The sequence below is a fragment of the Geobacillus zalihae genome (assembly GCF_030414215.1).
Taxonomy (GTDB): domain Bacteria; phylum Bacillota; class Bacilli; order Bacillales; family Anoxybacillaceae; genus Geobacillus; species Geobacillus zalihae.
The window spans coordinates 2,395,027-2,407,077 of sequence record NZ_CP129217.1; the positions used below are offsets into that span (position 1 = coordinate 2,395,027).

11 protein-coding genes are annotated in these 12,051 nt (G+C 57.1%); all 11 read right to left on the reverse strand.

Annotated elements, in window-relative coordinates; genetic code table 11:
• Positions 1-14: 14 nt before the first annotated feature.
• Positions 15-599: a Uma2 family endonuclease gene (locus tag QWV57_RS12095; protein WP_015375354.1), complete on the reverse strand. Its 585-nt coding sequence runs from the start codon at positions 597-599 to the stop codon at positions 15-17.
• Between the two features lie 66 nt (positions 600-665).
• Positions 666-2,072 carry a sensor histidine kinase gene (locus tag QWV57_RS12100; protein ID WP_015375355.1) on the reverse strand — a complete coding sequence of 469 codons (1,407 nt, stop codon included), beginning with the start codon at positions 2,070-2,072 and terminating at the stop codon, positions 666-668.
• Positions 2,073-2,074: 2 nt separating this feature from the next.
• Positions 2,075-2,749: a response regulator transcription factor gene (locus QWV57_RS12105; protein WP_033004863.1), complete on the reverse strand. Its 675-nt coding sequence runs from the start codon at positions 2,747-2,749 to the stop codon at positions 2,075-2,077.
• Entirely contained in the window at positions 2,746-3,723 is a 978-nt protein-coding gene (locus QWV57_RS12110) for a YncE family protein (protein WP_033004865.1), read from the reverse strand. The genes QWV57_RS12105 and QWV57_RS12110 overlap by 4 nt, the downstream gene beginning before the upstream one ends.
• Before the next feature lie 119 nt (positions 3,724-3,842).
• On the reverse strand, positions 3,843-5,186 hold the full coding sequence (locus QWV57_RS12115) for a dihydrolipoamide acetyltransferase family protein (RefSeq protein WP_190300164.1): 1,344 nt from the start codon (positions 5,184-5,186) through the stop codon (positions 3,843-3,845).
• Between the two features lie 37 nt (positions 5,187-5,223).
• Positions 5,224-6,207: an alpha-ketoacid dehydrogenase subunit beta gene (locus QWV57_RS12120; protein WP_011231859.1), complete on the reverse strand. Its 984-nt coding sequence runs from the start codon at positions 6,205-6,207 to the stop codon at positions 5,224-5,226.
• A 13-nt stretch (positions 6,208-6,220) separates the two neighbouring features.
• Positions 6,221-7,216 (reverse strand): thiamine pyrophosphate-dependent dehydrogenase E1 component subunit alpha, encoded by a 996-nt coding sequence (locus QWV57_RS12125; protein ID WP_015375359.1) that lies wholly within the window; start codon positions 7,214-7,216, stop codon positions 6,221-6,223.
• A 69-nt stretch (positions 7,217-7,285) separates the two neighbouring features.
• Entirely contained in the window at positions 7,286-8,707 is a 1,422-nt protein-coding gene (gene lpdA / locus QWV57_RS12130; protein WP_015375360.1) for a dihydrolipoyl dehydrogenase, read from the reverse strand.
• A 30-nt stretch (positions 8,708-8,737) separates the two neighbouring features.
• A complete protein-coding gene (buk, locus tag QWV57_RS12135) occupies positions 8,738-9,850 on the reverse strand; it encodes a butyrate kinase (protein WP_301099931.1) in 1,113 nt (370 codons plus the stop codon).
• Between the two features lie 55 nt (positions 9,851-9,905).
• Positions 9,906-11,009, reverse strand: a complete 1,104-nt coding sequence (locus QWV57_RS12140; RefSeq protein ID WP_301099932.1) for a leucine dehydrogenase — start codon at positions 11,007-11,009, stop codon at positions 9,906-9,908.
• 24 nt (positions 11,010-11,033) lie between these two features.
• Positions 11,034-11,933 carry a phosphate butyryltransferase gene (yqiS, locus tag QWV57_RS12145; RefSeq protein ID WP_031206534.1) on the reverse strand — a complete coding sequence of 300 codons (900 nt, stop codon included), beginning with the start codon at positions 11,931-11,933 and terminating at the stop codon, positions 11,034-11,036.
• Positions 11,934-12,051 lie beyond the last annotated feature (118 nt).

The window sequence follows — 12,051 nt, forward strand, 5'->3', positions numbered from 1 at the left end:
CAACTGCCATTTATTCATTGGAAAATGTTTCGCAAATCGATCACGAAATCCTTCAATACATGAACCAAAACGGCGTCATCCCGGTTGTACACTCCATGAAGTTCCAATCTTCCTGTTTTTCCGCGCAAATACACTTCCACCACTTGATTCGCCGGGTCAACGATCCAATATTCCTTCACCCCGGCCCGCTCGTACGCGATCCGTTTGTCCATCCGGTCGATTTTGGCCGTGGCGGGGGACAAGATCTCGACGACCAAATCCGGAGCCCCGACAATGCGGTTTTTTTGAATTTTGTTTTGGTCGCAGATGACGACAAGATCGGGGCATACCCAGTTTCGGACGTTTTCATCCATCCATCCCTTTCGATGATCTTCGAAAAGATACACATCGATCGGGGCGGCCAACACGCGGCAATCCTTCCCACGAAGATGCATCCCGAATTCAATGGAAAGTTGGAGCGAAACGGATTGATGTTCCGGTGTCGGCGACGGCGCCATGCTGATGATGTTCCCATCCAACACCTCGCACCGTTTTCCTTCCGGCCATGTCGCATACTCTTTGTACGTCATAGGGGCCTGTTCCTTTTCTGGTGAACCCATATCCTCCACCTGCCTCCTAATTTTATATTGATTATACACCATCCATTCCTGTGTCTTGAACGATGTTTATTCCTCTTCCCGAACGAGCGGCAGGCGGACGAATACGGTCATCCCGCGTCCAAGGTCGCTGTCGAACCGAATCGAGCCATCATGAAGAGAGACGATTTGTTTGACGATGGCAAGCCCCAAGCCGGTGCCGCCTTCTTTGCGAGTGCGGGCGCGATCGACGCGGAAAAAGCGCTGGCCGAGAAACGGGAGCTGGTCTTTTGGAATGCCTTTGCCCGTATCTTGGACGACAAGCTCGCCTTCCGCTTCCGACAAGCGGGAAAGCCGCACCGTCACCACACCGCCTTCTGGGGTGTAGCGGATGGCGTTGTCAAGCAAGTTGCGCACGACTTGTTCGAGCCGGTCGGCGTCGCCGTTGACGATGATGTCATAGTCCAACTCGCACGCCAGCTCGATCCGCTTTTGCGCGGCGATCGGTTCGTACGTGGCGATGACATCTTCGATCACTTGGGCGAACGCCACCGGCTCGCGCTCGAGCGGCACGCTTTGCCCTTCAAGGCGCGCCAGGTCAAGAAGATCGCGCACCAGCCGCTCCATCCGCTCCGTTTCGCGGTGGATGAGGCGAAGGTACGCCTTTTCTTCTTCCTTCGTTTTCGCGAGGCCAGCAAGGAGCGCTTCGCTGTATCCTTTCATATAGCTGAGCGGCGTGCGCAGCTCATGCGAGACGTTCGCTAAAAACTCGCGCTTCCGCTCGTCTTCTTTGGCAATGGCGTCCGCCATTTGGTTGAACGCCTCCGCCAGGCGGCCGATTTCATCATCGCTCCGCACGGGGATGTCCGCTTCGTAGCGTCCTTCCGCCATGCGTTCTGCCGCTTGTTCCATCGCCTGCAGCGGCTCGGTCATCTGCCGCACCATCCGTCGGCCGACAACCAAAAGCGCGGCGGCGAATATGGCGGCCAACGGCCAAAACGCGGCGGCCGCCCGCTTCGTTGCTTCCTGAACGTCGGCTAACGGCAAATACAAGTAAATCGCTCCTTCAAGCCGCTTGCCGTCCAAAAGCGGAACGACGACCGCCATCACGCGGCGGCCGAACCGCTTTTCGTATCCCGTTTTGACAACAGGCTTCCCGGCTAACAATGTTTCCCGGTCGCGGCCGCTGACTAACGCGTCATAGTGGACCGGAAACGGAAAGCAGGCGCTCAGTTCGCGCGGGTTGTCAATCAACAAGATCGTGGCCGTTGATTTTTCGTCATACCATTCGATTTGACGGCGATATGCCTCCGTCACCGCCCCGCCGCGATAGTCGCGGGCGAGGCTCGTCCCTTCCGCGATCAACGTTCGCTCAACTTCTTTCATGTACACCGTCCGGTAAAAATAATTGAGAAGACCAAAAGAAAACGCCAGCGTCACCACGACCGCGGCGCCGATCGACAGCCATAGTTTTTGTCCTAACCGAAGCCGTTTCATGTTCATCCCTCAAACTTGTAGCCGATGCCCCAGACGGTTTGGATATGGCGAGCGGCGTCTTTCAGCTTCATGCGCAGCGTTTTCACATGCGTATCGACCGTGCGGGCGTTTCCTGTATAATCATATCCCCACACTTTGACGAGCAAGTTGTCGCGGCTGAACACCTGACCGCGGTGCTTCGCCAAAAACAGCAACAGCTCAAACTCTTTCAACGTCAATTTCACCGGTTTGCCGCCAACGGTCACGGTTCGGCCTTTTTCGTCGATGGCAAGGTCGCCAAATTGCAGCCGTCCGTCGTGCTCGCGGACGCGCTGCACCCGGCGCAGCACCGCCTCAAGGCGGGCGATGAGCTCTCCCGGGCTGAACGGTTTGACGATGTAATCGTCGCCTCCCAGCTTCAATCCTTTCACTTTGTCCCATTCTTCGCCAAGCGCGGTCAAAAACAAAATCGGCACGTCCGACTGCTCGCGGATGCGGGCGCAGACGGCGAATCCGTCCTGTTTTGGCATCATGACGTCCAACAGCACGGCATCAACCGGATGTTGCGAAAGCAGCACCAGCGCTTCTTCCCCGTCCCCTGCTTCGAGGCAGCGAAAGCCGGCGTTTTCCAAATACATGCCAACGAGCAGGCGCATTTCTTCTTCATCATCGACGATTAAAACGGTTCGTTCGCTCATGTTCGTCCCTCCCGAATGAATAGCTGCAGCGGGCCATCCCCTGTTTTCCAACGGACAAGCGGACGCAACGTCGCCTCATCGACCACGATAATTTCATCGCTGTCATAGCTCGCGATATACAAACGGCCCAACGCCGCTTCCATCGCAAATGGATTGGCGCCGACAGAGATGGAGCCGAGCCGCTTCCCGCTTGGCGAAAATTGATAGACCGTGTTCGAACCGTGGCTTAGCACAAACACGCCGCGGCCCGTTTCGACGAAATCGACCGGCATGACCGGCGCAGCAACCGTCCGCAACAAGCGGCCGTCTCGAAGTGAATAGACATGGATATTGGTCTCCACCTTGCTTCCGCTTCCATGTCCGCCGACCCACAATTCCCCTTGCTGCTCGCGCATCAATCCACCTAACGCCATCTTCGGCACCGAAAATGAGCGAATGACACGAAGGCGCCTCGGATCAATGACAAAAGCGCGGCCGTCTTGAAAGTCGATGGCATACATCTCCGTTCCTTGGCGATTGACAAGCAGCGTCATCGGGGAGCGTCCGACCAAAAGGCGGGCGATCTCTTTTCCGCCCCGGCTCACAACGCGCACCGCGTGATGTTCGCTGTCGCCGAAAAACCACGTACGGCCATCCGGGGACGGGGCCGCGCTGACGATGCCGCTTCCCGTTTTCCACTCTGAAAGCGGCTTTCCCGTCGCCAAATCATACCGATATACGCCGTCAAGCTCCCGTCCGTACAAAAGAAGCGTCCGGCCGTCTGGGCTCAACGCCCCGCCTTGAAACGGTTCATTGATGTTCCAACGGGCGATTTTGCTGCCATTTTTCGCGTTCAAAAAGGTGACCGTTCCCGCTTTGACATCGAGGCTGATGACGACGGAAAGCGAATCGGCCACCGGGGGAAACGACGGATGGACGCAGCCGCTTAGCAGAAAGAACCAGCACAACAGCATCCACACGCTCGCTCGTTTCATCTTGTTTTTCTCCTTCGCACGTTTGTTTCCGCCCTCATTATACCTCACATTTGTGAAAGAAGTTTGAAATCGCGCCACACAAAAACCCCCACCGCCAACCGATGGCGATGGGGGAATCGTTAATAAATCGGCGTGTTGTCTTTGTTCATGTTTTCCAAAATCGCTTTGACGCGGGCGAGGAAGCGTCCACAAATGAGGCCGTCCAAGACGCGGTGGTCAAGCGACAAGCATAAGTTGACCATGTCGCGGATGGCGATCATGCCGTCTTTCACGACCGGGCGTTTGACGATCGTTTCCACTTGCAAAATGGCCGCTTGCGGGTAGTTGATAATGCCCATCGACTGCACCGAGCCGAACGCGCCGGTGTTGTTGACGGTGAACGTACCGCCTTGCATGTCTTCCGGGCGCAGTTTGCCGGCGCGCGTTTTTGCCGCCAGCTCGGCGATTTCGCGGGCGATGCCTTTGATCGTTTTTTCATCGGCGTGCTTGATGACGGGCACGAACAAGGCGTCATCGGTCGCGACGGCGATCGAGATGTTGATGTCTTTGCGCTGAATGATCTTATCGCCCGCCCACGTCGAGTTCAGCTGTGGAAATTCTTTCAGCGCTTGGGCGACCGCCTTGACGAAGAAGGCGAAATACGTCAAATTGAAGCCTTCACGCCGCTTGAACTCGTCTTTGATCGCATCGCGGTAGGCGACCAGGTCGGTGACGTCGACTTCGACCATCGTCCACGCGTGCGGCGCTTCGTGTTTGCTGCGGAGCATGTTCGCGGCGATCGCTCTGCGCACCGGGGTGACCGGAATTTCGATGTCGCCCGCTCCGGCTTCGACGTTCGGGGCCGCTAGTTTGACCGGCGCTGCTTGCGGCGCAGTTGGCGCGGCAGCGGCAGACGGTTGAGCCGCCGCGGCGGCCGGGGCCGGCTGCTCCGTTCTCGGTTCCGCTTTTGGCGCCGCTTGTTCCGCCGCCGGTGCCTCTCCCGCTTTCGGAATTTGGCCGGACTCAATGAGTTTGAGCAAATCTTTGCGCGTCACCCGCCCGCCAAGGCCGGTGCCTTTCACTTGTTCAAGGTCAATGCCATGTTCTTGGGCAAGGCGGAGCACGGCCGGCGAATAGCGGCCGTTGTTTGCCCGGCCGGTCTGTTTCGGAGCGGCTGGTTCCGCGTTGTCTTCTGCTTTCGGCGCTTCATCCGCCGGCTTCGCTTCCGGAGCCGGTGCAGCGCCTTCGACTTCGATCGTGCAAATCGGCGCGCCGACTGGGAGCGTCTCCCCTTCTTTGGCGATCAGCTCGCGAATGACGCCGGCAAACGACGACGGAATTTCCGCGCTCACTTTATCGGTGATGACTTCAGCGATCGGGTCGTATTTGTTCACTTTGTCGCCCGGGGAAACGAGCCATTTGCTGATCGTGCCTTCCGTGACGCTTTCCCCAAGCTGAGGCATCGTCAATTGTTCGATGGCCACATCGATACCCTCCTATCTTGGCTGCAATGTCTTCGCCTCAAAACGCCGCTAATTCGCGCATCGCTTTTTCGACTTTTTCTGGATTGATCATAAAGAATTTTTCCATCGTCGGCGCATACGGCATGGCCGGAACGTCCGGGCCGGCGAGGCGCATAATCGGCGCATCGAGATCAAACAAACAATGCTCGGCGATAATGGCGGCGACTTCGCTCATGACGCTGCCTTCTTTGTTGTCTTCCGTAATGAGCAGCACTTTTCCTGTTTTGCTCGCCGCTTCGATGATCGCTTCTTTGTCAAGCGGATAGACGGTGCGCAAATCCAACAGGTGAACGGAAATGCCGTCTTGGGCGACGCGCTCGGCCGCCTGCAAGGCAAAATGGACGCACAGCCCATACGTGATGACGGTGATGTCATCGCCTTCACGCTTGACGTCCGCCTTGCCGATCGGAAGCACGTAGTCGTCCTCCGGCACTTCCCCTTTAATGAGGCGGTAGGCGCGTTTATGCTCGAAAAAGAGCACTGGGTCTTCGTCGCGAATCGCCGCTTTCAGCAGCCCTTTCACATCGTATGGCGTCGACGGCATGACGATTTTTAACCCAGGCTGGTTGGCGAAAATCGCTTCGACGGACTGCGAATGGTACAAAGCGCCGTGAACGCCGCCGCCGTACGGGGCACGGATGACGATCGGGCAGTTCCAGTCGTTGTTCGAGCGGTAGCGGATGCGCGCCGCTTCCGAAATGATTTGGTTGACCGCTGGCATGATAAAATCGGCAAACTGAATTTCGGCAATCGGGCGCAGGCCGTACATCGCCGCGCCGATGCCGACGCCGACGATCGCCGACTCGGAAAGCGGCGTGTCGATGACGCGCTCTTCGCCGAACTGCTCGTACAATCCTTGCGTCGCTTTGAACACTCCGCCTTTTCGGCCGACGTCTTCTCCTAACACAAACACGCGCGGGTCTCGTTCCATTTCTTCGCGAATCGCCATCGTGACGGCATCAATATAGGAAATAACAGGCATCGTCGATTCCCCCTTACTCCTCGGCATACACGTAGCGAAGCGCATGCTCCGGCTCGGCGTACGGAGCCTTCTCCGCATAGTCGGTCGCTTCGTTCACTTCTTTCATGACGCGCGCTTGAATTTCTTCATCTTGTTCATCGGTCAAAACGCCGGTTTCTTTCAAATAGTTGGCAAACGACACGATCGGGTCTTTGGCGCGCGCTTCGGCGAGCTCTTCTTCCGTCCGGTAGACGCGGTGGTCGTCGTCCGACGAGTGCGACGTCAGCCGGTATGTCACCGCCTCGATGAGCGTCGGCCCTTCGCCGCGGCGGGCGCGGTCGGCCGCTTCTTTCACGACGCGGTACACTTCAAGCGGATCGGTGCCGTCGACCGTATAGCCCGGCATGCCATAGCCGATGGCGCGGTCCGACACCTTTTCGCACGCGAGTTGTTTCGAAATCGGTACGGAAATGGCGTATTTGTTGTTTTCGCACATAAAGATGACTGGGAGTTTATGAACGCCGGCAAAGTTTGCCCCTTCGTGGAAATCGCCTTGGTTCGACGACCCTTCGCCAAAGGTGACGAAGGCGACGAAATCTTTCTTTTCCATTTTCGCCGCCAGCGCAAAGCCGACCGCGTGCGGCACTTGCGTCGTCACAGGCGATGAACCGGTGACGATCCGATTTTTCTTTTGCCCGAAATGGCCAGGCATTTGCCGGCCACCCGAGTTCGGGTCTTCCGCCTTGGCAAACGCCGCCAACATCAATTCTCTCGGCGTCATGCCAAACGTCAGGACAACGCCCACATCGCGGTAATACGGCAAGACATAGTCTTTCGTCCGGTCGAGGGCAAACGCCGCGCCGACTTGCGCCGCCTCCTGCCCTTGGCATGAGATGACGAACGGAATTTTCCCCGCGCGGTTTAGCAGCCACATCCGTTCATCGAGCTTGCGGGCGAGAAGCATTGTTTCATACATTTCCAACACCGTGTCATCGCTTAATCCAAGCGCCTGATGACGGTTTTGCGCCATCGCAACAACCTCCCTTAGATTCACATAGTCAACCAATGATCACGCGCCGCGCGCATACGGCGAAATCGGTTAAAAATGAATCGCTTTGCCATCGACCGCCAGCGCCGCTTCCGCCATGGCCTCTGACAGCGTCGGATGCGGGTGGATCGCATGGGCGATTTCCCAAGGAGCCGCATCAAGCACGCGGGCGAGACCGGCTTCGGAAATCAAATCGGTTACGTGCGGCCCGACCATATGGACGCCAAGCAGATCGTCCGTGTTCCGGTCGGCGATGAGCTTCACAAACCCTTCCGCCTCACCGAACACAAGCGCCTTGCCAATGGCTTTAAACGGAAATTTGCCGACCTTGACATCATAGCCTTTCGCTTTCGCCTCTTGTTCGGTTAAGCCAACCGCCGCCGCTTCCGGACGGGTGTAAATGCAGCGGGGCACCATCGTGTAGTCAATCGGCGCCGGGTTATGCCCGGCTAAATGTTCAATGGCGACGATCCCTTCATGGGCGGCGACATGGGCGAGCTGCAGACCGCCGATCACATCGCCGATCGCGTAAATGTGCGCTTCTTTCGTTTGGCCGAACTCGTTCGTTTGAATATATCCCTTTTCAATGACGATGTCGGTGTTCTCAAGGCCAATCCCTTCAATGTTCGCCTGACGCCCGACGGAAACGAGCATCTTGTCAGCCGCAAACGTTTTCCGCTCGCCTTGATGCTCCGCTTGGATTGTGACGCCGTTTCCTTTTTCGAGCGTTTCCGCGAGCACCCGCGCTCCCGTGACGATGTTGACACCGCGGCGGCGAAGCAGTTTTTCCATTTCTTTTGACACGTCTTCATCTTCTGTCGGCAAAATGCGATCGGCATATTCGAGCACCGTCACGTCAACGCCGAAATCATTGAGCATGGACGCCCATTCCATGCCGATCACACCGCCGCCGACGATCAAGATGGACGAGGGGAGCGTCTCCATTTGCAGCGCCTCATCGGACGTCATCACGAATTCGCCGTCCGGCTCGAGCCCCGGCAGCGTGCGCGGGCGCGAACCGGTGGCGATGACGACGAATTTCGGGACGAGCATTTCGTTTTCGCTGCCGTCGTTCATTTCGACCGACACCGTCCCCGGCAGCGGGGAAAAGATCGACGGGCCGAGCAGGCGGCCGGTGCCGGCGTACACATCGATTTTCCCTTTTTTCATCAAATGCTGCACTCCTTTATGGAGCTGCTCAACAATCGCCGCTTTGCGCGCCTGCACTTTGGCAAAATCAAGGCGCACGCCGTCGGCGATGACGCCAAACGCCTCGCCATTTTTCGTTTGTGCGTACACTTCGGCACTGCGAAGCAGCGCTTTGGACGGAATGCAGCCAGCGTGCAGGCACGTGCCGCCGAGCTTCCCTTTTTCCACAACGGCCGTTTTCAACCCGAGCTGCGAGGCGCGAATGGCGGCCACATAGCCACCCGTTCCTCCGCCGAGAATGACGACATCGTATTCTTTTGCCATCTTGCCTTCTCCTTTCTGTCCATTGCCGCATCAACGCCGGGCTGGAATCGGCGAAACGGCCTCGCCTGGATACACTTTTTCCTCTTCTTCGCCGCGCAGGACGCGAAGCGCGCCTTCGGCAAGCGCCTGCAGTTCGTTTTCGCCCGGATGGACGATGACATCGGCGATCCATTGCACGCGGCGAGTGATCTGTTCGACAAACGATTTGCCATACGCCAGTCCGCCGGTCAAAATGATGGCGTCAACTTTGCCGGAAAGCACGGCGCTTGCCGCACCGATTTCTTTCGCCACTTGGTACGCCATCGCCTCATACACGAGCTTGGCCTTTTCATCGCCGGCTTCGATCATGTTCTCGACTTTCACCGCATCATTCGTGCCCAAATACCCGACAAGTCCGCCTTGACCGACGAGCATGCGCATCACTTCCTCGCGATAGTAGTCGCCCGAGAAGCATAGCGCCACCAAATCGCCGGCCGGCACCGTCCCGGCGCGCTCCGGGCTGAACGGGCCTTCGCCATCAAGCCCGTTGTTGACATCGACGACCCTTCCTTGCTTATGGGCGCCGACCGTAATGCCGCCGCCCATATGGGCGACGATCAAGTTCAGTTCGTCATACCGTTTGCCGAGCTGCTTGGCGACGCGGCGCGCGACCGCTTTTTGGTTTAAGGCGTGGAAAATGCTGCGCCGCTCAATGAGCGGAAATCCGCTGATCCGGGCGATTGGATCAAGTTCATCGACGACGACCGGGTCGACGATAAACGCCGGGATGTTTAAGGCCGAGGCGATCTCATGCGCCAAAATGCCGCCGAGATTGGAGGCGTGCTGTCCCGAATAACCGCGGCGCAAATCTTCAAGCATCGCCTCATTGACGCGGTACGTCCCGCCTTCGATCGGGCGGAGGAGTCCACCGCGGCCGCAGACGGCGTTCAACTTCGATAAATTGATCCCTTCTTCATCCAGTGCTTGCAAAATCGTTTGCTTGCGAAACTCATACTGGTCCACGATCGTTTTATATTGCCGAAGCACGTCCGCCTCGTGGCGGATCGTTTTTTCGAGCAATGGCCGTTCGTTTTCAAAGACGCCGATCTTCGTTGAAGTCGAGCCTGGATTGATCGTTAAAATGCGAAACTTCTGCTCTTCCATCGTTGCTGTCCCTCCATCATCCGCCGGCGGGGCGGAAGGCCGCCCCGCGCCGCTATTAGCGGGCGCGGCAGCGGCTTAAAATATGATGGCCGTTTTGCAAAAATTGGCTGCGCGCTTTGCGCATCGTTTCAATTCGTTCTTCGGCCATCCGGTCAGCGGCCACATACGTTGGAATGTTGTCACGCTTGGCGATGACAAACACTTTTTCGATGTTGTCATAAATTTGCTCGATTTTTTTCATCGCCCGTTCACGGTTGTAGCCGTACAGCTCATCGGCGACGTTGATGACGCCGCCGGCGTTGATCACATAATCTGGTGCATAGACGATGCCCATTTCATGGATCATGTCGCCATGGCGCGGCTCTTTCAGCTGGTTGTTCGCCGAGCCGGCGATCACTTTCGCTTTCAGCTGTGGAATCGTTTGGTCGTTGATGATGCCGCCGAGCGCGCATGGAGCAAAAATGTCGCACTCCACGCCGTAAATGTCGTTCGGGTCGACCGCTTTCGCCCCAAATTCCTCGACCGCGCGCGCCACCGCTTCCTTGTTGATGTCGGTAACGATGAGTTTCGCTCCTTCTTCGTGCAAATGGCGGCATAAATGGTAGGCGACATTGCCAACCCCTTGGACGGCGACAACTTTTCCTTCAAGCGAATCGCTTCCAAACGCTTCCTTCGCCGCCGCTTTCATCCCGCGATATACGCCGTAAGCCGTGGCCGGCGACGGGTTGCCGGATGAGCCGAATTCCGGCGAAATCCCGGTGACATAGTCCGTTTCCTGATAGATGATGTCCATATCGGCAACGGTCGTGCCGACGTCTTCCGCCGTGATGTAGCGGCCGTTCAGCCCTTGAATGAACCGGCCGAACGCGCGGAACATCGCCTCGTTTTTATCTTTGCGCGGATCGCCGATGATGACCGTCTTGCCCCCGCCTAAATTAAGGCCGGCGGCCGCGTTTTTGTACGTCATGCCGCGGGCGAGGCGCAGGGCGTCTTCAAGCGCCTCTTCTTCCGAATTGTACATCCACATGCGCGTCCCGCCGAGCGCCGGGCCGAGCGTCGTGTCATGAATGACAATGATCGCCTTCAATCCGGATTCTTTGTCTTGGCAAAACAACACTTGCTCATAATCATATTTTTCCATATATTGAAACAGTTCCATCACTGATGGCCTCCTTCATCTATTTCATTTTGCTGCCGAACAAATAGCAAGCGCCAACGAATACAGTTTGCTTTCCGCCGAGTCGGCGCGCGACGTCAACACGATCGGCGCCTTCGCCCCAGCGATGACTGCGCCGACGCGTGCGTTCGCAAAATAGACGAGCGACTTATACAGCATGTTGCCGGATTCAATGTCCGGCACAAGCAAAATATCAGCCTGTCCAGCCACTTCGCTTTCAATCCGCTTATGCTTCGCCGCCGCCAGCGACACCGCGTTGTCCAACGCAAGCGGTCCGTCAACGAGGCAATGTTCGATTTGCCCCCGCTTTTGCATCATTGCGAGCGCCGCTGCATCAAGTGTTGCCGGCATGGCCGGATTGACCGTCTCCACCGCCGCCAGCGCCGCGACTTTCGGGCGCTCGATGCCGATGGAGCGCGCGATGCTGACGGCGTTGTTGACAATTTGCACCTTTTGCTCCAAATCCGGAGCGATGTTCATCGCCGCGTCGGTGACGATGACAAATCGGTCAAACTCCGGCACCTCAAAAACAGCGACATGGGACAACACCTTTCCTGTGCGCAGCCCGTATTCTTTGTTCAAGACGGCTTTCAGCAAGGTTGCCGTCGGTACGTGCCCTTTCATTAAGGCATCTGCTTCATTCAAATGAACGGCGCGCACGGCAAGCTCTGCGGCTTGCCCGATCGAATTCGCATGAACGACATCGACGTCGGAAAAGCGGGCGCATCCTTTTTCCTTCAACAGCCGTCCGAGCCGCTCCCGATCGCCATAAAGCACAAAGCGTCCGAGACGGTGTTCGAGCGCCATCGCCACCGCTTCAATCACTTCTTCATCTTCCGCCGCCGCCACGGCCACCGTCCGGTCCTGGCATTGTCTTGCTTCTTGCACTAACGATTCAAGCTTCATCATCTGCACCAACCTTTTCTGCAAATCGTGCGGCACAGTCTTTTTATGCAAAAACTGTGCCAACCAAAAATGACTGAAAGCGCTTTAAAACACACTACCTTCGCAAACAGATATGTGC

Bases quoted from the DNA above. Each gene is read 5' to 3' on its own strand.
- yqiS (WP_031206534.1), bottom strand. From the start codon at position 11,933: ATGAAGCTTGAATCGTTAGTGCAAGAAGCAAGACAATGCCAGGACCGG.
- QWV57_RS12105 (WP_033004863.1), bottom strand. From the start codon at position 2,749: ATGAGCGAACGAACCGTTTTAATCGTCGATGATGAAGAAGAAATGCGC.
- buk (WP_301099931.1), bottom strand. From the start codon at position 9,850: ATGGAAGAGCAGAAGTTTCGCATTTTAACGATCAATCCAGGCTCGACT.
- QWV57_RS12110 (WP_033004865.1), bottom strand. From the start codon at position 3,723: ATGAAACGAGCGAGCGTGTGGATGCTGTTGTGCTGGTTCTTTCTGCTA.
- QWV57_RS12125 (WP_015375359.1), bottom strand. From the start codon at position 7,216: ATGGCGCAAAACCGTCATCAGGCGCTTGGATTAAGCGATGACACGGTG.
- QWV57_RS12100 (WP_015375355.1), bottom strand. From the start codon at position 2,072: ATGAAACGGCTTCGGTTAGGACAAAAACTATGGCTGTCGATCGGCGCC.
- lpdA (WP_015375360.1), bottom strand. From the start codon at position 8,707: ATGGCAAAAGAATACGATGTCGTCATTCTCGGCGGAGGAACGGGTGGC.
- QWV57_RS12140 (WP_301099932.1), bottom strand. From the start codon at position 11,009: ATGGAACTGTTTCAATATATGGAAAAATATGATTATGAGCAAGTGTTG.
- QWV57_RS12120 (WP_011231859.1), bottom strand. From the start codon at position 6,207: ATGCCTGTTATTTCCTATATTGATGCCGTCACGATGGCGATTCGCGAA.
- QWV57_RS12095 (WP_015375354.1), bottom strand. From the start codon at position 599: ATGGGTTCACCAGAAAAGGAACAGGCCCCTATGACGTACAAAGAGTAT.